A 22895-nucleotide genomic window follows, 5' to 3' on the forward strand; every position below is an offset into this window, starting at 1 on the left:
ATTTTCATGATTATCGGTATTAAAGCACCTGTAGGACAGAGCCGAGAAGTCTATAGCGTATCTCGAGTGAATTACTTCATGCAGCTTATACTCGGCCATTTGAGTTGATATTGAGCAACGCATATTTGACGATTCTGTCGTGGACAAGCCACTATTAGCGACCCAAAGACCTTTCCAGTGGTGCCCGTCTTGTCCGTATGCTATACTATATAAGAACTCATTGTCTAATTCCCGGCCGCAGGATGATGCCATTTTTCGGGCAGTATCTTCAAAACCGTATATTTACAAACCTCTGCCATTGAATTTTATAATTTTCTGTGTCATCGTCCGACGCGGCTAATATATTCAAACCATTATCCAAGCTGCGCTTTCTGTGAATCCTCTTTAAAAAACGCTAAGATTATACCGTACTCAAGATCTTAGTCTAATCAAGGGGATAGTAAAATGAAACTCAGTCTTCAATCTTTGACCCAACAAGAAACCTGGAAAGACTTTAAGCTGCCCACTTTTGACCCCGCAGCTGTTGCATCCAAAACCTTTGACCGGCCAACCTGGATTCACTTCGGTGCCGGAAACCTTTTCCGCGCCTTTCCCGCCGTGCTCGCGCAGCGCCTGATTGAGGCCGGGGCAATGGAAACAGGCGTGATTACCTGCGAAAGCTACGATGATGAAATCGTTACAAAATGCTTTCACCCAACCGATAATTTAACCATAGCTGTAACACTGCATCCCGACGGACACATGGGTAAGGAAGTCATCGCCTCGGTAACCGAGACCCTGACGCTACAGCACGACTTCAGTCGTGTGCAGCAGATTTTCAACAGACCCTCCCTTCAAATGGTGACCTTTACCATCACTGAGAAGGGCTATGCGCTTCGCAATGCCGACAATGCGCTTTATCCCGCTGTGGTGCAGGATATGCATGCAGGGCCTGCACACTGCACCACCTTTATGGCGAAACTTGCTGCGCTTTGCCTGACCCGTTTGGAAGTCTGCGGCGTTCCGCTTGCGCTTTCCAGTTTGGACAACTGCGCCCCCAATGGTGAAAAGCTAAAAAAAGCGGTCATGGAGATTTTGTATGCATGGCGTCAGCAAGGCTTTCTTAACGAAGCAGAGTTATCCCGTTTTGTCAGCAACATCACCTTCCCATGCAGCATGATCGACAAAATCACTCCGCGGCCTGATCCACGCATCGGCAAAGATCTGGAGGCCTGCGGATTAGAAAACATGTCACCCATCATTACCAGTAAAAAAACCTATATCGCTCCGTTTGTCAATGCGGAAAAACCACAATATCTGGTCATTGAAGATCAGTTTCCAAATGGGCGGCCGCCGCTTGAGCAAGTCGGCGTTGTTTATACCGACCGCACACATGTGGACAAGGTCGAACAGATGAAGGTCTGCACTTGCCTGAATCCTCCGCAGACAGCTCTTGCAATTTTCGGATGTCTGCTCGGTTATCACTTCATTTCGGATGAAATGAAGGACGAGGCACTCTACCGCATGGTGCATGAAATCTGTCTGACGGAAGGCATGCCTGTCGTCATCGATTCCGGCATCATCTCTGCTGAGGAGTTCGTAAACGAGGTGCTGACCGACCGCCTGATAAATCCCTTTATTCCGGATACCCCTCAGCGCATCGCAACCGACACCTCGCAAAAACTTGCCATCCGCTTCGGACGCACAATCAACGAATATCAGTCCAAGGGACAGGCCTATCAGCTGCGCATCATTCCGCTTGTACTTGCCGGTTGGCTGCGCTACTTAATCGGAGTGGATGATAATGGTGATGCCTTTTCCTGTAGTCCCGATCCGATGCTCACCGTGCTGCAGCAAAAATTGACCGGACTTTCACTTGGCATGGAGACCTTACCCACTAACGCGATTTGTGAGTTATTGGCGGATACTGCGATTTTCGGCTGCGACCTATATGAATGCGGTTTGGCAGATCTCGTCGTGACCTACTGGAGCGAAATGATGATCGGTCCCGGCGCAGTGCGCACTACCTTGTACAAATATCTATTTTAATACCCCTCATACCTCACTCTATTCTTCTCTCTTTTCCAGTTGCGGCACGATTCCGCAGCGCAGAATAACACCCGTTTCCAACTTGGTTGGAGGTCGGGTGTTATTCCGCGTTGTTTTATATTTTGCGTTTGCAAAATCATCTTATAAGGATTCTCTCAGTTTTCTACAAAGGGGGCTTTCACATGATTCGTTTATTTCTCGTCGAAGATGAAAAAATCACACGCGACAGCATCTGTAACAACATTGACTGGGCGGCCAACGGCATTCACTACCTAGGGGACGCGCCAGACGGTGAACTGGCTCTGCCGCAAATTCTAGAAAAGAAGCCGGATATCCTGCTCTGCGATATTAAAATGCCGTTCATGGATGGACTCGAGCTATCCCGGTTGGTCAAGGAGCAGCTGCCTCAAATAAAAATCATTCTGCTTAGTGGGCACAGCGAATTTGATTACGCGCGCCAAGCGATTTCGCTGGGAATCAGCGAGTACTTACTCAAACCGGTTTCATCCGTGGAAGTGCTCTGCACTGTGCAAAAGGTGCAGCAGCTGATTCAAGCCGAACGAGCTGCACGTGAACAACAGCTGTCCTGCTCTCAGCAGGATGAAAACAACCGACAGCGCATGTTCTTTATTGATTTATGCGGAGGCTATTTATCCAGCACAGGGGATATCATTGAGCAGGCGAGGAAGCTAAACTTTGATTTATCTGCCGCGCAGTATCGAGTGCTTGTACTCCGTCCGCCTGAGGGTGCGATTGAACCGCTGCCGGCTTGTCCTTCACTGCATCCGATTCTCGTTTATCCCATCACAGAAAACAAGGTTGTTTTCATCCTGCAAGCCAATGATGAAACTGTGCTGCACGAGCAGGAGCAGACCGTTCGGGATTACTGCCAAACGCAATACGGAGCCTCCGACGGCGGTTATGTTTTAGTCTCCGGCCCGATTGTCCATCGTCTGACTAATATCTCAAAATCCTACATTCATGCCGTTCTTCGCTTGCACGAAAGGGTGGAATCTTCCGACTGTCCACTGGCACCACAGTGGGTCTTTCGGCGTGAAGATCTGCTCAACTTTCTACGCACCGGAACGGTGGAAAAAATAGAAGATTTCTGGCTGATGCATCCCAGTCAAATCCAACAGGCACTTCAATCTACCATATATCGCAACTATTTTTATGCGGAAATCTTTTTCACCGCCTCACAGTTTGCCGAGGAAATTAATGTACCTCTTCCAAAAAGCATCCCGCAAGGACCGCCTTACAATATTTCGTCAATTTATCTTGATACACCCGAGAACATCATTCAGCTCACTTGCCGTATTTGCCATGAACTGATTCGTGCACGGGACAGTCAGGATTCAGGTCGCTATGCACCGGTCGATGTACGAGCACGCAATTACATCGAAAAGCACTTCCAAGACCCTCAGCTTTCTGTACGTGATGTGGCAGAGGGAGTCGCGGTATCTCCCAATTACTTAAGCACGGCATTCAAAGAGAAAACCGGCAAAAGTTTTTCTCAGTACCTTTCGGAGGTTCGTATGGAGCATGCTAAGCATTTACTCTTCTGCACCGAACTGCGTACCGGCGAGATTGCAAGGCAGGTAGGGTGCTCCAATATTAATTACTTCAGCGTCATTTTCAAAAAAAACAACCGGCATGACCCCTTCGCAATTCCGCACGAAAAAGGGAGGGTCACATAGCTGTGCACTGGATTAAAATTAATATCAAAAGCATCAGTTTCCAATTGTCCATTACTCTTTTAGCCCTGATTTCCGTAATGCTGCTCTTCACAAGCGGTATTGTGCTCAGTTCTATGCACATCAGTACCCAACTGCAACGCATCGATGACTGTGTGGTGCAGGCCAAGCAGCTTTCTAACCTGGTTGACGAGCACTCTTCCACCTCGTATTTCTTCGCCTCAGGCAATGTCGATTATACAGCCGCTATGGCAGCAGACTCTACTCAGGCCCTTCACGACCGCCTGCTGCGGCTTGCCGAAGATACCAATGACGATGCACCCCAACTACAACTGCGCTATGTGTCGCGCGCTTTTGACCGTCTGCAGAAATACACCGTCGAGATGCTTCAGCACGATGAGCGCGATCAGCGCATTGCCTCCTACCGTCAAATCTACAACGCCTGCGAATCGATGACCGCGCTGCTGAACGACTATATTTATGCGGAAATTGAATGTTATGAAGTCGTCAACTATAACCTCTATATGCGGAATCGACAAATGCTGGGGCAGCAGTTCATGCTCATACTGTTTATGCTTATGACCGCTGCATACTTATTTCGGCATATTTTCATAAAGTTTATCCGGCCCATTCATACGCTTGTTATACGCACCCAACAACTGGGCGACGGCAACTTCAGCCTCGCCGCACCTGACGAGAGTGTGAGCGAACTGGTTGTGCTGCAGGACAGCTTTAATTCCATGACAATCCGGCTGCAGCAGCTGATGGAACGTGTGCATCAAACCACGCGGGCGCAAGAGCGGCTCGAACTTCGCCTGATGCAGGAGCAGATTAAACCACACTTTTTATACAATACACTGGAAATGATTATATGGATGGCCGAATCTGCTGACTATCAGAAAATCATTGCCATCGTCCAGTCAATGTCCCGCTTTTTCCACACGGTGCTGTCGGGCGGCCAAGAATTGATTACCGTCCAGCAAGAAATCGCCTGCATACAAAACTATCTATTCCTGCAAAAGGTTCGTTATCAGGACATTCTGGAGTATCATATAGAAGTTGATTCCAACGCAGATTCATACCTGCTGCCCAAGCTCAGCCTGCAGCCACTGGTGGAAAATGCGCTTTATCATGGGCTTAAAAACCGCCGCGGCGGCGGTCGACTTGATGTTTCCGTCCGTCTTGAGGAGGCGCAGCTGGTGCTCAGCGTTTCGGATACCGGCGCAGGTATACCGACCGAACGGTTAGAGTCACTGCGCAGTGCGATTGCCGGAGGCGCCGATACTGTGGACGACTTGTCCGATAAAAAGGGCGGCTTTGGCCTGTGTAATGTCCATCGCCGCATTCGTCTTCGCTATGGTTCACGTTATGGCTTATCGCTCACCTCGACATACGGTGAGGGCACCACTGCTCGTCTTACTCTGCCTTGTCAACTGACCGATTCTTCCCCTGACAAATAGAAAACGGAGTCCGGTTTTCCGGACTCCGTTTTTTTATGCCAGTAAATTGGGAACGCAAAGAATAATCTGCGGAACAAAGGTGAATAGCAGCAGTAGTCCAATCAGCAAAATCAAGAATGGAATAACCTCCTTGATATAGTCGATCATGGGTACCTCTGTAATGGCTAATGTAGTAAACATCATCGCACCAAACGGCGGTGTTACACCCGCGATGGTTAAGTTAATCGACATAACGATACCAAAGTGAATCAAATCAATGCCCATTGCCGAAGCGGCCGGTACCAGGAGAGGTGCAAGCAGAATCATTGCAGCGCCGCCTTCAAAGAAGAAGCCTACAATTAGCAGCAGGATATTGACCACAAGCAGCAGCATCCATGGCTCACTGACACTGTTGATCAGAAACTCGGAGAAAATGATCGGAATGCGCTCCCATGTCAAGAAGCTGCCGAACGCATTTGCTGCACCGATGATAAACATAATACCGGCGGTCGCCGTGACGGATTCCTTGAGAATGGCCGGAATCTGACTAAGCTTGAGTTCTTTGTAGACAAACTTGCCGATGATAACCGAGTAAACGACACACATTGCACCCGCTTCGGTCGGGGTGAAAATGCCGAAACGCAGACCCATCAGCAGGCCAAACGGCAGAAACAGCGCCCAGATGGAATCTTTCAGGCTGTGAAGCACCTCTCCCGCAGTTGGCTTTGCCGTGCGCGAGGGCTTATAGTTGCGCTTGCGCGCAATCACGCCAACCAGCACCATCAGTCCCGCCATGATGAGCAGTCCGGGCAGATAACCTGCAAAGAACATCTTCTGAATCGAGACATTGGATGCAGTCGCATACAGAATCAAAATGATGCCGGGAGGAATAATCGGCGTGATACACGAAGAAGTTGCGGTAACCACGGTGGAAAATGCCTTGTCATAGCCCAGGCGGGTCATTTCAGGCACCAGAATCTTTGCCTGCATCGCCGCATCTGCGTTTGCAGAACCGGACAAACCGCCCATTAGGGCACTCAGCACGACATTGACCTGTCCTAAACCTCCGCGCATATGGCCGACGATTAAGTCCGCCAGTCCCAATAGCCGTTTGGTAATACCTGCATAGTTAAATACAACACCGGCGCACGTGAAAAACGGAATGGCAAGGTATGTAAACGACTCGCAGGAGGATACCATACGCTGCACGACGATATCGGTCGGCATCGAGGTAGCATTGGTCAGAAAGTAGGTAACCGTCGCAATTAACATGGAATACGCAATTGGCACTTTCAGAAAAAATAGAACAAACAATAAAATAATCGGAAAAACAACAGAGAATTCCAACTTTTCTCACCCTTTCTTTGGATTTTTATACATTATGCACGCTCTTCAATGGCCACGCTCTTGATATCCTCACCCCGAATCGATTTGATGAGGAAACGCAAAGAGTGAAAGGTCATCAGACCAAAGCAGCACACGGCAGGCAAATCCATAAATGTATACGGAATTCGCAGCGACGCAGTCGGGCGAATCCATGCCTGACTAGCCAAAATCACACTGTAATACACCATGACCATATTAAATACCGTCAGCAGCAAATAGTTCAGTACATTAATGCACCGTTGAACCTGCTGCGGCATTTTATCAACAATAAAGTCCACTGCAATCATCGCGTTGTTTTTAAATACGACGCACACGCCGAAGAAAACGGAATAGGCAAACCCCAAATACGCGATTTCTTCCGTAAAGCTAAAGGATTTTGAGAAGATAAACCGCGCAATAACATTCAAACTGACCATCACAACCATGAGCGCAAACATGGCGCATGCAATCGTTTCTTCCAGGTGAGCGAGCAACCATCTCGCCTTTTTCATTTAATAGCACATCCTTTCGGGAGATTTTGGGCATAAAAACAGACGGCGTCGTGTCCTACCCACGCCGTCTGCTTGTTACTCTATTTCGGGATTAAGAAGCAATCACTTCCATAACGCTGTCATACAGGCCCGGTGTCCATTCCGGGAATGCATTGCTGACGCTCTTGGAAGCCTCTACAAACGAATCACGATCCGTGATTTCGTTGACTTCAACGCCCTCTGCCAACATTTTTTCCGTGTACTCCGCTTCAATATCCTTTACCAGATCCATGTTGATGGCCGGCCACTCGCTGCCAACTTCATCGATTGCCTTTTTGGCGGCATCCGGTAGAGACTGATACACATCTTCGCTCATAACGATGCTGGAGGTCGCAATCAGGTGTCCGGTGAGGGAAAGATGCTTGACGCACTCTTGCAGCTTGGAGTCATACAGGATGCCGACAGGGGATTCTGCACCATCCGCAACCCCCTGTGACAGTGCCGTATACACTTCACTCCACGCGGTATTGGTTGCTTCGCCGCCCAGAACGTTAATCACTTCATTCCACATCTTTGTGGGGGCACAGCGCAGTTTCATGCCCTTTGTGTCATCCCGCGTTTCAATTTTCTTGTCGGAAATTAGGTGGCGCGTACCAAAGTACACCATGGTAACTACGTGCAGGCCTTGCGCCTCCAGCTCTTCCATCATATTGCCGCCCAGCTCCGATTTCCATAGTGTTTCAATATCTTCCGGCTTGCTGAACAGGTACGGATGCATAAACACCGAAAAATCGGGCACATAGTCCGCCAAATGCGAAGGATCGCAATCCTGTAAAACCGCTGCGCCCTTGGCTGCAGCTTCTACCATGTCAACTGTATTGCCCAGCGCCTCGGAAGCATAAAGCTCCATTTTCAGCGTGCCCTCGGAACGATCCTCCACTTCCTTGCAGAATTGATCCCAAATTGCGTAGTAGGGCGAATTCGGCCCCTTTGCAAGGTTCATTTTGAGTACATATGGGTTATTTCCGCCTTCAGCCGTGGGGGTTGCATTCTGCGTTTGCTTGTTGTTTCCTCCACATCCGACCATAGACAGCGACATTGCAGCCGTCAGAATCATTGCAAGTATTCTTTTCTTCATTTTGTTTCCCCTTTCGTTTTCCAGCCTGTTATCTCTGCTTTACCTGTAAAAATCTTAACATATGAGGATGGCCCCAAGCTATTAAAATAAGTTCGCGCAATGTTTAAATTTCTGACCACCGAATAAAATCCCTTATAAATCACAGGTCAATGTTCAAATTTATACGCTTTCCTAATATTGCATGTTCCCACACCCGAACCAGTCGAATCCATACATTTCACGTGTTATCATTGACAGCACATGCAACGCCGCCTACAGCGCTCATCTAATCTGTCTGTATTCAACTTCACCTAATCCGATAATTGAACCTTCCAAAACAATTCATATCGAACAAGTCAAAACCGCAGATGAAAATCCGATGGTTCTCTTGCCCGATAAGGCTCTCCGGTTTTTCACAGCAGGAGAAAAGAGCATTTTTCGGTTTATATGTTGACAAATCTACGACTTCCCTCACATAAAATTTCTCTTTTTCACAACAAAAATTCCGTCGATTTCTCGACGGAATTTCGTTTCGGTTTCACGGGATACCTTGAATGGCGGAGAATCAGCAAATCTGCTAAAGTGCGCACGCAATTGCACTCTTTCTATAGTGAGGCTCAGCCATCCATACGCAGGATGGCCTTGATACATTTTCCCTCGCTTGAGTCTGCGAAAGCCTCGTTAATCTGCTCAAAGGGATAAAACCGGATGAGCTTATCAAACGGGAACATCCCCTTCTTATAATAGCCGAGCAGCTTCGGGATAAACAGTTTCGGAATCGCATCACCCTCAACAATGCCAATCAAGCTCTTGGCATCACCCATCAGCTCGGCCTGGATATTGAAGGTGACATCGCCGGTTGCGCCCAGCACAACAGCAGTGCCCATAAAGCGGCAGGCGGCTAGCGCTTTCTTGACAAAATCAGCTACGCCCGAAGTGTCGATGGCATAGTTGACGCCGCCGGGTACGATATCATTCTTGATTTTACCGACAATGTCGGCCTCTTCCTTGCGGTTAATCGTTTGGGTTGCTCCCAGCTCGCGGGCCAACTCCAAGCTCTCAGCGTTGCCGCCAACTGCGATAATCGTTTCACAGCCGGCGATTTTAGCAGCCATGATAGCGCTCATCCCTACCGTGCCGCAGCCAAACACCGCGATCGATGATCCAAACACAGGACGCAGCCGATTGAGTACCGCGCCCGCGCCAGTCTGAATGCCGCAGCCCATCGGACCGACAAGCGCAAGTTCGATGTCATCGTGCGTCACCTTAATCGCGCTGGATTCGTTGACCACCACATGGGTGGCAAACGAGGATTGTCCAAAGAAGGTAGCCAACGGCTTGCCCGCTGCGTCAGACAGGCGTGTGGTACCGTCAGCCTGTACACCGCCAAAGTTGATGGCATTAAAGTTTTCGCAGGCGTGCGGATGAGCAGTCATGCAGTTCTGGCACCGGCCGCAGTATCCAAAGGATAAACCGACCTTGTCGCCGGGTGTAAACTCAGTTACCTCAGCGCCAATGGCCTCGACTACGCCGCACCCCTCATGACCGAGCACCGCAGGCAGCGGCACGGGAATCATCTGCGCTCGCGCCGCATCGTCGGTATGACAAACGCCGCAGGCCGTAATCTTTACGAGGATTTCATGCTTGCCGGGCGGCGCTAGTTCAACTTGCTCCAACACAAAGGGTGCACCGGGGGCACGGGTGATGGCAGCCTTGATTTTCATATCGCTTCCTCCTTATATCTCAACACAGATGTTAAACGCGCTGTGATTGGCATTGTGAATGGTATACGCGCGCGAAGCCACATCGTGGTTTACGTCACCAACCTTGTATGCCTCAGGCACTTGCAACAGCAGCTCGTCAGCCAGCGCATCACGCGACTGCACGCCAAACGCAATCACTACGGTGTCCGCCTCGAGCGACTGCCGGTTCCAACTGCGATCGATGAGTTCCACACCGTGTTCGGTAATCTCTTCCACCTTGACATTTCCGAGCTTGCGCACGCCGTTCTGCTCACACAGCTGCATGAGCTGAGTGCGTGCAATGAAAAACTGCTTGCTGCACATGTCCTCAGCCGGAATCTGGTCAACTACCGTTACCTGCTTGCCTTCCTGTGCGAGCGCGAGGGCACACTCCATTCCCGACAGGCCGCCGCCGCAGACGATTACGCGCCGCCCGATTGGCTTTGCACCGCTGTCAGCCTCAGTAACGGTGATGACATTTTTCCCGTTAATGCCCGTAATTGGCGGGCGTTTTAGTTCCGAACCAACCGCAACAACCAGCGCATCCGGTTGAATTTCCGCAATCATCGCAGGTGTTACCTCGGTGTTCAGACGGATTTCTGCACCGCAGTCCATGGTCGTTTGAATATCCCATTCGAGATACCGGCGCATGTCCTGCTTGTAGGGCACTGCACCCGCGTCTGCCATTAGTCCGCCCAGACGATCACTTTTTTCACACAATATTACTTCATGCCCGCGCTGACGCAGGGTTTGCACCGCCATCATGCCGGCAGGGCCACCGCCAACCACAAGCACCTTCTTTGCAATCGGCGCATGCAGAATTTCCTTGTAGCGTCCTTCCCTGCCGATAACGGGATTAACCGAGCAAGTGATATGCTTGCCGTAAAAAATATTGCCGCAGCCCTCTAAGCAACGCAGACACGGTCGGATTGTTTCGGGCTTGCCCATCCAGGCCTTGCGCTCAAGCGCGCCGTCAGCCATGTGCGGACGCGCCATGCCGATGATGTCAGCCTTGCCCTCGGCAAGAATCTGTTCGGCCTCCTCGATAGTTGCTATCGAGCCTACCGTCGCTACCGGAATATGCAGCACCTGTTTCGCCGCTTCCGCATATTTAACATTGTGACAATGCGGCATATAGTAGGGCGGAATGGTCTGCGGCATCCAGTTGACATCCACAATTAAGCCCTGTGAAATATGTGCAATGTCAATGTACGGCTCGGCCTGTTGCAAAAAGGCCAGACAATCGTCCAGACGCATGCCGCCCGGTGCAATCTCATCGGCCGAAATCCGGTATTCCAGTGCGATTTTGTCGCCCACACGTGCGCGGATGGCCTGTAAAACCTGCATAGGAAAACGCATCCGGTTTTCCAGGCTGCCGCCGTACCAGTCGGTGCGGTGATTGGTCAGCGGGGACAGAAACGCGCCAAGCAAATTTCCGTGTGCGCCGTGAATCATCATGATATCAAATTCCGCTTTCACCAGACGTTCGGCACAGTCAGCAAATTTTTGAATGATTTCATCTATCTGCGGCTGCTTGAGTTCCTCGACATAGCGCACACCAGTCGGCGTAGGAATGGAGGACGGACCGACCGCGTTGCAGCCCTCCTTCAGCAGATAGGGTGCCACTCCACGTCCGGCATGCAGGCACTCGACCGATATCTTCGCGCCGTAGCGATGCACCTCGTCAGCCAGTAGGGTTAGTCCGGCAATATCGCTGTCGTGGCAGATAGACAGCTCACCGTAGAAATCCGCGCCGGTGTCCTCGTCCACTGTAGTTGCACCAATCGTGACAACCGCACAGCCGTTACGCGCTTGCCCACCCATAAACTCGATAAGCGAATCCGTCACCTCGCCCGTGCGCGAGGAGGCGTGGCAAGAAACCATCGGTGTGAATTCCATACGGTTTTTCAGCGTCAGCCTGCCAGCCTGCAACGGCTGAAAGACGTGTGGGAATTTGACATTCATCGTAATTTTCTCCTTTGCAATACAAAACTTGGTGCAAAACGGCGGTCATGACAGCTAATGCCGCAAAACCGCCGTTTCCAAAGTCATCAGTTTTCCACTTACAAGACGGTGAAGAACCCACCATCTACATTAATGTCAACGCCGTTTAGGTAATCCGATGCACGCGATCCGAGGAATACCATCGTGCCCATCAAGTCGTCCAGCTCACCCCAGCGTCCCGCTGCAATCCGGCTCGTGATTTTGTTATAGAACGCGGGATCCTTGCGCAGTTCGGCATTGACCTCGGTGGCAAGGAAGCCGGGACAAACAGCGTTGGTCTGAATGTTATAACGTCCCAGTTCGTTGGAAAAGTTGCGGGTGATGCCGATGACGCCGTGCTTGGCCGCAGTATAGGGCGGACACTTGCCGTCCGAGGTGTAGCTGAGCGCCGAGCCGATATTGATGATTTTGCCGCCGCCCTGCTCCTTCATCACGTGTGCAACCTCCTTGGACAGGAAGTAAACCGCGTTAAAATCCAGATCGATACATAGATTCCAATACCGATCGGGGTAATCGTCAAAATCGTGGAAAGCGCTTGCACCCGCGTTATTGACCAGAATATCGATTCGGCCATACTGCTTGAGACATTCTGCAACACAGGCCTTTTGATAGTCGCGCTGTGTCAAGTCTCCACGCAGAAAATGTACCTGTCGACCTTCCTTTTCAATAAGCGCTGTGATTTCGGATACATCCTCGGTGAAATGCGGAATAAACAGGTCTGCGCCTGCCTTGGCAAACGCGACCGCATAGGCCATTCCAAGTCCCTGGTTGGCGCCGGTAACCATGGCCACTTTGCCTGCGAGACTAAACCAGTCCATACTGAAGCGATCGAGCGGATTGGACATTATCAAAGCCTTCTTTCTAATCTATAATGGAGCGCACGGCGCGAACAGCAAGAGCATGCACCGAATGCTAAGAGAGAGGGTGGGCTATTATCTGCCCAGACCAAGCATATTTTTCAGCGTTTCGGCAATGCCGTCACGATCCATACCGTAATAATGATAGATTTCGTCCGGAGCGCCGAGCACGGAGAATTCATCGGGCATGCCCACACGTTTGAAACTTCCCCTGTAGCCGGCTTCACACAATACCTCGGCAACCGCGCCGCCCAGACCGCCATTGACTGAGTGATCCTCGACCGTGACGATGTTGCCGGCCTTTTGCGCGACACGCAGTACGGCATCGGTGTCGAGCGGCTTGACCGTATGCATATCAAGCACGCCAACCGATGCGCCGGATGTCTCGCGCAATATTTTGGCCGCCATCAGGCATTCGTAGATATTCGAGCCGCAGGAAATCAGGTAGGCATCGCTGCCTTCCAGTGTTTCAATCGCCTTGCCAATCGTAAGCTCGTAGTCGTCCGCATATACGTTGGGCGAGCCGGCACGGTCAATGCGGATAATCATCGGACCGTCAAAATCCATCGACTGTCGGATGAATTTGCAGCACTGACCTGCATCGGCCGGCACAACAACGGTCAAATTAGGAATCGCACGGTAAAGTGCAAGGTCGGCGATATCATTGTGGGTTGGACCGCCGCCAGCAGTCACGCCCGAATGCGTCCCAATCAAGCGCACCTTAACGTCGTTATATGCGATATCGGTGTGAATTTGGTCGGCCGCACGCAATGGTAAAAACGGCCCGAACACCTGCGAAAAAACTGTGCAGCCCGACAGCGCCAAACCGGCCGATGCACCGACCTGATCAGGTTCTGCGATGCCAAAGTTAAAACAGCGCTCAGGAAACTCGCGCAGCAGCTTACCCGCCGAAGACGAGGGCGCAACGTTATCTGAATAGGTAAACACAAAATCCTTGCCCTCACAGGCCATCTTATACAGTTCCTCACCGTACGCCTCGCGGGCGTTGGAGAGCATCATATCAAAATCATAAGTTGTCTTTGCCATAACCGCTCACGCCTTTCTCATTTTTGCCACATCCGCCAGCGCGGTCTTAAGGTCGTCGTCTCCAATGCCGCCGCCGTGCCACTTGTAATTACCCTCCATGAAGGAAACGCCCTTGCCCTTAACGGTATTTGAGATGATAAAGGTGGGTTTTGCACGCTTTTCACAATCCCGCTCGGGCAGACGGTCGAGCGCCGCGCAAACCTGTGCCATGTCATTACCATCCTCGATCTCAATCACGTTCCAACCAAACGCGCTGACCTTGGCTGCTACATCACCCAAATCCAGCACCTGATCGGTGGTGCCGGTCATTTGCAGACCGTTTTTATCCAGAATACAGACCAGATTGTTCAGCTGATAATGGCCGCCCGCCATCAGCGCTTCCCAGTTGGTACCTTCGTCGAACTCACCGTCGCCGATCAGCACGGTTACACGGTAGTCTTCCTTGCGGTATCGCGCACCTAGCGCATAGCCGACCGCGATGGGCAAACCATGTCCGAGCGATCCGGCCGAGACCTCAATCTGCGGACATTTTTTTCGGTTCGAGTGCATGCCGAACTTGTATTGGTCGAGGTTTTCGAAGTGCTCAACCATGTAATCCTGGCTGTACGCACCCAAATCGGAGAAAATAGTATACAGCGTCTCCGAGCAGTGACCCTTGGACAGGATGAAGCGGTCACGCCCCTCTCTGTGCGGATCCATCACATCGTAATTCATATATTTATAGTACATAGCGACTGCCATCTCCACGATGGACAGCTCCCCGCCCAAATGACCCATACCGATACGGTGAATAAAGGTCAGAAGATTCGACCGGATATCAGCGCACTTGTCTTCCAGCTGTGCTACGGTCTGCAATTTTTCACTCATGTTGACTCATCCTTTCTGAAGTTGCTTATTCGCCCTCAATCTGGTTGCAGCGAATCAAGATTTTAGGGTATTTACCCGAAACTTGTGCCTCAAACGCGGCGACCGAATCATCAATATCGAATACCGTCTGTGTAAAGTCATCTAGCTCAAAACGGGACAGAATCTGCGCCGCACGCGGATAGCAATATGGCGCGACATAGTAGCCCGAAATGGTTAACTCGTTAAAGTAGCAATACTGATATAAATTCAGCGGCATCTCAAAATCATTGGGATACATTGCACCGTAGAGCAGCATCCCGCCGCGGGCAACAAGCGGAGGCAGATTTCCGACTGCACCCACAAAGCCTGAGCAATCCACCAGCACATCGAACCCCAACCCGCCAGTAATTTCGGCTGTACGCGCCGCAAGATCTTCATCAGCCGGATTGATGACATGATCCGCACCATACTTAACCGCCAGCGCACGGCGATCTGCCAGCGGCTCGATGAGCGTTAGATCGGTCGCCCCCATCATTTTAAATGCCTGCAAGCCCAACAGACCAATTGGCCCGCCGCCGTTGATGGCAATGCGCTGTCCCAGCTTCGGCTGCACCTTATCCATCATGCGCACCGCGATGGACACCGGCTCGAGTAGGCAGCCTTTTTTCAGCGATACATCATCGGGGAGCTTATAGACCTGCGACTCGTGCCAAATGATGGTTTCACTCATACCAGCTCGGTTGTAATCGCCGGCATGCTCACAGAACTGCTGTTGACCATTTTGGCAGTAATAGCACGTACCGCAGAATTTAAGGAAGTTACCTGCAACGCGGTCGCCGACTTTCAGACCCTTCTGCATGGCCTTTTCGCCCAGCTCGACGACGACACCCGAAACCTCATGTCCGATACCGAACGGCGGTTTCCAGCCAAAGATACCCTCAACCAGATGGGGATCGGAGCCGCAGACTGAGCAGTAAGCAACCTTGATTTTTACATCCTCGGGACCCATTTCATACTCCGGCACGTCCATTGTTGCAACTGCACCCTTTTTTGTGATTTCCTTGGCCTTGAGGCTGCCGGTTTTTATGACATTAATCTGTTTCATTCTGTTGTCCTTCCTCCTTTGAAACGATTGACTGCATACTACATATTGAAATCAGGAGCGAACCGCGCTCTGTGCACGTTTTTCGTTGCGCACTGCAATCTCGGCTTGAATCTGGCGAACCTTGTCCTCATCGAGGTGGTAGAACAGTCCGTAAACCAGCATGGCGACGACAACAGCGGCCAGCGGCAGCAGCGTAGTCATCACACGGATGGCGGCCATCGTTGCATCGTTCTGCGTCTGACCGGCAACATACCCTGTGGCCTGCAGCACAGCGGTCGGCAGCGAGCCGCCCACGATCATCGAAAATTTAATACCAAGACCGACCAACGTCATTACAATCGCGGTATAGCGCTTGCCGGTCTTCCAGTCAGCATATTCGACCGGGTCGGTGATAACCGACCAGACGATGCCCATCAGTACGCCGTAGCCCAGACCCGTAATCGCACGCGAGATCATCATACCGGTCATTGCAGAAGTAGGCATGAGGTAAAGGAGCAGGCAGCCCAGTCCCGCAACCGCCAGGCCGAACATGACCGTGCCTTTTTTATGTAGATACTTGGTCAAAAACGGGACACATGGCACGCCGATGACCGAAAACAGCATCATAATCATCGAAAACCATGAAAGCATATCACCGCGGCCCGCATAGTAATTGATATAGTACGCACCCATGGTGGACTGCACCTGACTCATGGTGTAAACACCGAGGAACAGAACAAAAGTGACAAACACCGGCCCGACGCGGAACAGCAGATGAAACACATCGCGGATACCGGCCTTTTCGCCGTTGACAACCGGCTGCGGCGGGATACGCTCGATGATCTGGCTTGAGCCCCACAGCAGAATGATGACCATAATGACCGCCATGATGATGGTGGTGACCATGTATCCCTGTGCAAGTGTCATATAGTTGGACAGCACAGCGGATAGTTCGGGCAACATGATCGCACAGACCACGCCGCCAGCCTGTGCAAGCGTCATACGGAAGGATTGCAGCCGTGTGCGCTCGCTTTGGTCATTGGTCATGAGAGTTGCGACCGAAATGTACGGCTGAATAATGAAGGTGTACAGCATATTGAGCAGATTATAACCGATCAGCGCCCATGCAACCTTGAGTCCATAGCTAAGGTTTGGTGTGGTATAGGTCATGACCGCGGCTAAGCCGAATGGAATGGCGCCCCAACGAATGTACACCCAGTATTTCCCCTGCCGAGGCTGCAAGCGTTCACAGATCGTTCCCATCATGGGGTCATTAATCGCATCCCACAAACGAGACACCGCAAAGATGATAGCCACATGGCCGGGCTGTAAGCCAAAGATATCGGTGTAGAAAAAGCTGATGTAGAGGGCAATGCACTGGAACACCAGATTCATGGCAAAGTCAATCGATCCATATCCCAGCACTTCCTTGCGCGGAATTTTATAATACCCATATTGCGGTGAGGTTTTTACCCAACTTGTCGGGTTCTTCGGATCCTGTTGCATGATCGTTCCTCCTCTTTATTTCCGTGTGTACTGCGGTTCCTAATCCCCCTTCCCACTGGTTTTCTCTTCTGTGTGTCTATTGTAATCGGTCGTGTATGCCCCGACAATCCCGCAAACAGACACAATTATCAAAAAAGATGTCTCATTGAAAATAATTTTTAGATAATTCGTCAAAAAGCAAAATAGAAAATTGTATATAACCTCTGAAAATCGAATTTAAAATACTCGAAATTATAATATATTTCTCAAAAAGGACGTTATTGCTGATGAACATGTCCGGTTTTGACGAGACATTTGGTGTAAAAGCAGTTTTGCTACGAGTTAATCTGTGATACTATTATAGAAAATGGTTGCTTTCGTAACAAAATTAGGCGGAAGGAGAAGAACCATGCAATATCATCAAAAGCAGTATCCGTTTTATAACCCAACGCTGATTCGTATGTCGATGGGAACAAGCGACTTTATTGTCAACTATGCGGACATGCTCGATCAGACCTGTGTGGAGTTTCTGCACACTCATGAGGATTGTTATGAGATTTACTACTGTCTGGATGGCACCCAGAATCTCATGGTCGCAGACGAATGCTGCACGCTGACCGGCGGCAGCTTTGTTGTCATCCGGCCAGGCGTGCATCATTATACGATTTATGAGCCGCATACACCCAAACACTATGTGGTTTTCGTATTTACACCGCCAACCGTCAGCACTGCCAGAAGCAAAAGCCGCAGCGCCCCGCACGAGAGCGATTTTGTCATCAGTGCGCTCCATTATTTCGATGAACGCACTCACTTTTCCGGTTGCGACCGCTTCCACAGCCGCGCCGTGCTCGACCGCCTGCACGACGAAATCACCAACAGTTATTCCGGCACAAGCCTGATGGTAAGCGCCCTGTATCAGCAGTACCTGATTTCGATTCTGCGCTGCCTGATGGCTGAGGATCCACAGCAGCAACAGCCGCAGCCCGCACCGTCCAACATCAATCTGGCAGTGGCGATTACCAAGTACATGCACGCAAATTACCACAAGAACATCTCCATTCAGGATATTTCGGACACATTTTACATTTCCCCGCGCCATGTCAACCGCGTGTTTGAGGATTATTTCGGACAGAGTTTCAAGCGAACCCTCAATATTTACCGACTCAACTATGCGAAAAACTACCTGCTTGATACCGACTTTTCAACAGAAAAGATTTCCGGTCTGGTTGGCCTATCCTCGCCTAAGATGCTCTACCAATTATTCAAGGAAATTGAAGGTATGACGATTTCGGAATTCCGGGTGCAGCATCCCGGACGGCGTACCTTTCCATCCGCAGGCGAACCGGATGCCTACAAAGCGAGCGATGCTCTATCCTGAAACGATAAAAACAGGGGGACAATAGCCTGACGTTTATTCGCCTTGCCTGATACCTGAGAATTTCTCCAAAAAATCAAAGTGACCTGCACCCAAAGCTTATGCCAATTACTCACAGAAAAAAGTGGTGGTAAAATACCACAACGAAATGATGAGCCTGCCATGAAAAACATATCGTGCAGAAGAAATCGTTGAAACTTTGAGAGAATTTGAAATCCTGTATGGGAAAGGATAAAATCCAGTGAATTGCTGCTGGGATAAGGGCAGTCTATTATCGTCGGAAGAAAGGCTACGCTGATCTGTGTCCCGGTCAGGCCAGGTTACTCAAGGCGCTTGAGAAACAGAATAACCGATTGAACAAGCTGTTGACCGCAGATTGAGGTATATCATTAGCGCTAAATATAATAGCAATTGTTTTAATTTTTAGTGTAAACTTATAGTTTTCCCCACACAGATTACTTTGATGACCACATGAGCCATTACATGGGCTACTGATATTTGTTGATTGCTTCAATTGGGCATCAGTAAAATTTTAAAATCCTCTCGGTCTATCATGCGACGCCATGCCTCCTCCCACGCGGTCAGCGACCGCGGTGCTCCTACCAATGGCGACGGATCGACCAAGCCGTATTGCAGCAAACGCAGCGCAATCAGCCACGAAGTGCGTTCAGAGGCAATTGAATTAGATAGATTCGGTTCCTTTTTCACCGCATAATCCATATCAAACACGATTGACTTGGTATACAGTCTGATTTGAGTGAAATTCCCCATTTTACGCAAAGCGCGCAAACACAGATTGACTGACTCTGCTGCACCCGCGCACTCAAACGCATAGTCCACTCCCCTGTTCCTAGTCCACTGCATTAATTCTGCAACCGCATCTGTTTCATCCACGACCATCACCGCGGTGCAGCCCAATGCAAGTGCCTTTTCCAGACGCTTTTGATCACTCTTCATACCGGTCATAAATACAATGCCGCCTGAAAGGCGTGCAACCAGAGCGGTAAGCTGCCCAATGATGCCCGCGCCTGCAACCAAAACATAATCCCCCACGCGGACATGTGTACGCTCAATTACGCCGCGCACTACACAAGTAAGCGGTTCACACAAGGCAGCCGCATCCAAAGATACGCCTGTAGGCACATGAAACGCCTGTTTTGCCGGAATAACAAGGTATTCTGCAAAGCTGCCGTCGCGTCCGGTTCCGATGTTAAACCGATGATCGCAGTGCATACGCAGTCCCTGCCGGCAATATTCGCAGGTTTCATAGGTTTCGACTGTAGTGATAGATACCACCGAATCATCAACACGAAAATCCGTTACCCGTGCGCCCACCGCTACAACCGTACCGCTGAACTCATGTCCCAATACGAAAGGAGGGTGGATCAGGAAGTTCTCAATATGCAAATCAGATGCACAAATACCACAGGCGTAGACTTTAACCAGTAAATTATCCGGACCATATTCCGGTACAGGGATATCCATCAGCCTCAGCGTATCTGGGCCCAAGCCCGTTTTAACGAGTGCTTTCATAAAATCAGTTTCCTCCATAAAACAGATTCGGCCCGTCGGGCAATACCGAGGGGCCGAAATGTGAGAGATTAGAAAACGGTAGTTGAAAGGTTATCCGGACGGCAAATTAGGCAGGAAGGTTACGATTTGAGGAATATAGGTGATTAACAACAAGCAAATAATCAACTGTCCAATGTACGGCAGTGCATCTCTGGTATAATCCTCAATCTTGGTTCCGGTGATGGACGTAGACACGAACATCATCGCGCCAAACGGAGGAGTCATACCTGCAACGGTGAGGTTCACGGCCAAAACGATACCGAAATGAATCAGATCGATGCCCAGTGCCTGTGCCGCCGGCAAAGAACATGCCTACAACCAATAGAAGCAGATTGACAATCATCAGGAATGTTGGACAAATTGGAGGTCACAGAACGAAGTTTGACCGAACCGGCCTAACGTATTCACAAACCGGCTAGGCAATTCCCGGCTTATGATATAGCGCAAATGGTAGAATGCACCAAGGGTGTTCCGACTTGGCTACACTTCGGCGGCGGCAACATTTTTCGTGCATTTCTCGCGGTAACCGTGCAGTGACTGCTCAAAAATGGGCACACCCGCCGCGGTGTGATTGCCTGCAAATCAACGGATGACGAACCCCGCTGCGCGTTATGCCCTGCACGACTACCTGACTGACACCGAGTACCTTTGGCTCAAGTCACAAATCACGTTTCCCTGGATGGTAATCGACAAAATCACCGGACAAATCGGTGAAACACGCACTTTATGCGGATGGGTTTTCCGATATGGCATCCATTCGCACGCAAAAGGTACCCTTGTAGTACCCTATGTCAATGCAGAACGTCCGCAGCATCTCGTCATGGAGGACCAGACCACCGTTTGAGCACGCGCGTGGCGTATCCTTGAAGAATCACGAAACGGTTGATCGATTCAGGTATGTACCTGTTTGAATCCGCTGCACACCGCGCTAGCGGTATTTGACTGATGAACGAGCGCAAGGGTATGCCTGTCGTGACTGATCCCGGCATCGTATCGTCCATCTGCTTTGTCCGCGAGGTGCTGACAGAACGTTTTCCCTAACTGTTCCTGCCGGACACCCCGCCACGAATTGCCACGGATATATCTCAAAAACAGCCCCCAGTGTCATTCAGACTACTGGAGGCTGTTTTTCTATCTCTTCGACTTTTCCTTTCTGTTCAATGTTCACCGTCTTGACATGCCCCCTAAATTCGTCCACCTTAAAAGCGAATTGTTTTACTGAAACCTTCAGTGCGTATTCTCCAATGCAGAATGAGGCCGCTCATGATTGTACTCTTGACGCTACAACTTAACAGCTTTCGTTACTTCTGAGAAGTAGAAGCCCGTTTTTGATTCAAGCACTCAACCCGCAGCTTTCCATTTAAACTCCAATATATCCATTCTGGGTAGGGCACCCTGAAAAAGTAAAGATATGCGCAACCCGGCGGTCATGACTTCATTATTCATTACCTTCCTTGTAAACTCAGCGCCATTACCCGTCAGAATTTCTTTCGGAAGACCTCGAAACAAGGCCACGCGATTTCGTACCGTTTAAACCTCCTTTCCATTGATAAAACAATCTACTGCCAGCGCAAGGTATTCCCGAGTGTTGTGTCATCAATTAAGGTCATCGTCCGTTTTAAGAGGACATCCTTTAGAAAATGATTATCCAGAGTCAATTCCGCGACCAGCTCTTTCAGACGACGATTCTCGTTTTCGAGCTGCTTTAAGCCCTTCACATCATTGGCTTTCATTCCGCCATATTTGCTTTTCCAACGATAAAACGTCTGCTCTGTGATATTGTGCTCTTGAATAGTATCCACAGCATTTGGCGGTTTACTTCCACACTAACATCAGTATAAGCGTGCTCACTAAGCTGATCGCAATACACATAGAATGAATTACGCCCACAATTGACGGTTTACAGCCGCATTTGTCGCAGTATGCCAGTGTAACCGAGGGAATAGGCGCCAACAAGCTAAGCGTCACCACTCTCCTCACAGATTCCGGGAGCGGCAACAAGCAGTAGCACAGTGCAGCCGCAACAGCGCCAAAGGCATACCGGACTCCCACAATCCGCACTACATCACCCAGGGCGTTCCGGCTGAGCTGTATTTCAAACATTAAGCCAATCATCAGCATCGCAAGAAACGCATTTGCCTGCCCGAACATGCCTGCAATCGTATAAACCGCAGGCGGAAAGTGCAGGCCGCTGCCCCCCATGATCATCATAAGCAAGAAGGTATCAAACGGCACAGAATGCAGCATTTTACTTGCAATCGTTTTCACACACATCCGCTCTCCGCCAATGAGAGCCGAAGTAACCGCATACGCTCCGCCGCTGTTCATAGGATTATTCCCCGCATCAAACATGGATACCGCCAGCAACCCTTCTGCGGGTAGAAAACTCTGTACAAACGGCAAAACGAAGGTTCCAATGTTATAACTCGGTATATTAAGCATGTACAATGCCCGCGTCGCGCCATCCCTGCCTCGCGAAATCAGCGCCGCAACCAGTAACAGCACACAATTTGCTATGGCCGCCACTGCGATAACCGACAGCATGTTCATCTCTATGGAAAAGGAAGCCAAGCTAGCAATCAGCGCTCCGGGAAGGGTTAAATTAACAATGATTTTTGATAGGATTCGCGCGTCCTCCGAACGGAATACGCCACATTGCTTGAGAATATAGCCTAAGACGATAATTAACAGCAGCCCGCCTATTTTAGTAATCATATTTTCCATCTACGCCACTCCATTTCTTCCCATC

The 22895-nt window shown here is 50.1% G+C and carries 18 protein-coding genes and 1 pseudogene; 5 read left to right on the forward strand and 14 right to left on the reverse strand.

Features of this window, described 5'->3' with window-relative positions:
• Positions 1 to 444 precede the first annotated feature (444 nt).
• The 3 genes from QOX26_RS02855 to QOX26_RS02865 all read left to right on the forward strand — a co-directional run bounded on the left by QOX26_RS02855 (position 445) and on the right by QOX26_RS02865 (position 5182).
• Positions 445 to 2028, forward strand: a complete 1584-nt coding sequence (locus tag QOX26_RS02855) for a mannitol dehydrogenase family protein (protein ID WP_283673379.1) — start codon at positions 445 to 447, stop codon at positions 2026 to 2028.
• A 182-nt stretch (positions 2029 to 2210) separates the two neighbouring features.
• On the forward strand, positions 2211 to 3725 hold the full coding sequence (locus QOX26_RS02860) for a response regulator (RefSeq protein WP_283673380.1): 1515 nt from the start codon (positions 2211 to 2213) through the stop codon (positions 3723 to 3725).
• 113 nt (positions 3726 to 3838) lie between these two features.
• Positions 3839 to 5182 (forward strand): sensor histidine kinase, encoded by a 1344-nt coding sequence (locus tag QOX26_RS02865; protein WP_283673381.1) that lies wholly within the window; start codon positions 3839 to 3841, stop codon positions 5180 to 5182.
• Between the two features lie 33 nt (positions 5183 to 5215).
• Here the strand turns inward: QOX26_RS02865 and QOX26_RS02870 are convergent, their stop codons facing one another.
• From QOX26_RS02870 to QOX26_RS02915, 10 genes are all read right to left on the reverse strand, one after another.
• Positions 5216 to 6508: a TRAP transporter large permease gene (locus QOX26_RS02870; protein ID WP_283673382.1), complete on the reverse strand. Its 1293-nt coding sequence runs from the start codon at positions 6506 to 6508 to the stop codon at positions 5216 to 5218.
• A 32-nt stretch (positions 6509 to 6540) separates the two neighbouring features.
• Entirely contained in the window at positions 6541 to 7038 is a 498-nt protein-coding gene (locus tag QOX26_RS02875; protein ID WP_283673383.1) for a TRAP transporter small permease, read from the reverse strand.
• A gap of 91 nt (positions 7039 to 7129) precedes the next feature.
• Positions 7130 to 8155, reverse strand: coding sequence for a TRAP transporter substrate-binding protein DctP (dctP, locus tag QOX26_RS02880; protein WP_283673384.1), 1026 nt, complete (start codon positions 8153 to 8155; stop codon positions 7130 to 7132).
• Positions 8156 to 8751: 596 nt separating this feature from the next.
• Entirely contained in the window at positions 8752 to 9858 is a 1107-nt protein-coding gene (locus QOX26_RS02885) for an NAD(P)-dependent alcohol dehydrogenase (protein WP_283673385.1), read from the reverse strand.
• A gap of 12 nt (positions 9859 to 9870) precedes the next feature.
• Positions 9871 to 11841 (reverse strand): oxidoreductase, encoded by a 1971-nt coding sequence (locus QOX26_RS02890; protein ID WP_283673386.1) that lies wholly within the window; start codon positions 11839 to 11841, stop codon positions 9871 to 9873.
• Between the two features lie 98 nt (positions 11842 to 11939).
• Positions 11940 to 12725 carry an SDR family NAD(P)-dependent oxidoreductase gene (locus QOX26_RS02895; RefSeq protein ID WP_283673387.1) on the reverse strand — a complete coding sequence of 262 codons (786 nt, stop codon included), beginning with the start codon at positions 12723 to 12725 and terminating at the stop codon, positions 11940 to 11942.
• Between the two features lie 87 nt (positions 12726 to 12812).
• Positions 12813 to 13784 carry a transketolase family protein gene (locus QOX26_RS02900; RefSeq protein WP_283673388.1) on the reverse strand — a complete coding sequence of 324 codons (972 nt, stop codon included), beginning with the start codon at positions 13782 to 13784 and terminating at the stop codon, positions 12813 to 12815.
• Positions 13785 to 13790: 6 nt separating this feature from the next.
• Positions 13791 to 14651 carry a transketolase gene (locus QOX26_RS02905; protein ID WP_283673389.1) on the reverse strand — a complete coding sequence of 287 codons (861 nt, stop codon included), beginning with the start codon at positions 14649 to 14651 and terminating at the stop codon, positions 13791 to 13793.
• A 25-nt stretch (positions 14652 to 14676) separates the two neighbouring features.
• Entirely contained in the window at positions 14677 to 15735 is a 1059-nt protein-coding gene (locus QOX26_RS02910) for an alcohol dehydrogenase catalytic domain-containing protein (RefSeq protein WP_283673390.1), read from the reverse strand.
• Between the two features lie 51 nt (positions 15736 to 15786).
• Positions 15787 to 17220, reverse strand: a complete 1434-nt coding sequence (locus QOX26_RS02915; protein ID WP_283673391.1) for an MFS transporter — start codon at positions 17218 to 17220, stop codon at positions 15787 to 15789.
• A gap of 388 nt (positions 17221 to 17608) precedes the next feature.
• Between QOX26_RS02915 and QOX26_RS02920 the strand changes: the two genes are divergently transcribed.
• Positions 17609 to 18577: an AraC family transcriptional regulator gene (locus QOX26_RS02920; RefSeq protein ID WP_283673392.1), complete on the forward strand. Its 969-nt coding sequence runs from the start codon at positions 17609 to 17611 to the stop codon at positions 18575 to 18577.
• Positions 18578 to 19084: 507 nt separating this feature from the next.
• Here the strand turns inward: QOX26_RS02920 and QOX26_RS02925 are convergent.
• Together QOX26_RS02925 and QOX26_RS02930 are read right to left on the reverse strand one after the other, a co-directional pair.
• On the reverse strand, positions 19085 to 20107 hold the full coding sequence (locus QOX26_RS02925; RefSeq protein ID WP_283673393.1) for a zinc-dependent alcohol dehydrogenase: 1023 nt from the start codon (positions 20105 to 20107) through the stop codon (positions 19085 to 19087).
• Between the two features lie 90 nt (positions 20108 to 20197).
• Positions 20198 to 20449: a TRAP transporter large permease subunit gene (locus QOX26_RS02930; RefSeq protein ID WP_283673394.1), complete on the reverse strand. Its 252-nt coding sequence runs from the start codon at positions 20447 to 20449 to the stop codon at positions 20198 to 20200.
• Positions 20450 to 20735: 286 nt separating this feature from the next.
• Here QOX26_RS02930 and QOX26_RS02935 point away from each other — a divergent pair, with 286 nt between their 5' ends.
• Positions 20736 to 20990 (forward strand): hypothetical protein, encoded by a 255-nt coding sequence (locus tag QOX26_RS02935; protein WP_283673395.1) that lies wholly within the window; start codon positions 20736 to 20738, stop codon positions 20988 to 20990.
• 760 nt (positions 20991 to 21750) lie between these two features.
• Here the strand turns inward: QOX26_RS02935 and QOX26_RS02940 are convergent.
• Together QOX26_RS02940 and QOX26_RS02945 are read right to left on the reverse strand one after the other, a co-directional pair.
• Positions 21751 to 21924 (reverse strand): annotated as a pseudogene (locus QOX26_RS02940) (transposase); the annotation flags it as partial.
• Positions 21925 to 21961: 37 nt separating this feature from the next.
• Positions 21962 to 22870 carry an AEC family transporter gene (locus QOX26_RS02945; RefSeq protein ID WP_283673397.1) on the reverse strand — a complete coding sequence of 303 codons (909 nt, stop codon included), beginning with the start codon at positions 22868 to 22870 and terminating at the stop codon, positions 21962 to 21964.
• Positions 22871 to 22895 lie beyond the last annotated feature (25 nt).

Source organism: Butyricicoccus sp. Marseille-Q5471, assembly GCF_951230135.1.
GTDB lineage: Bacteria > Bacillota > Clostridia > Oscillospirales > Butyricicoccaceae > Agathobaculum.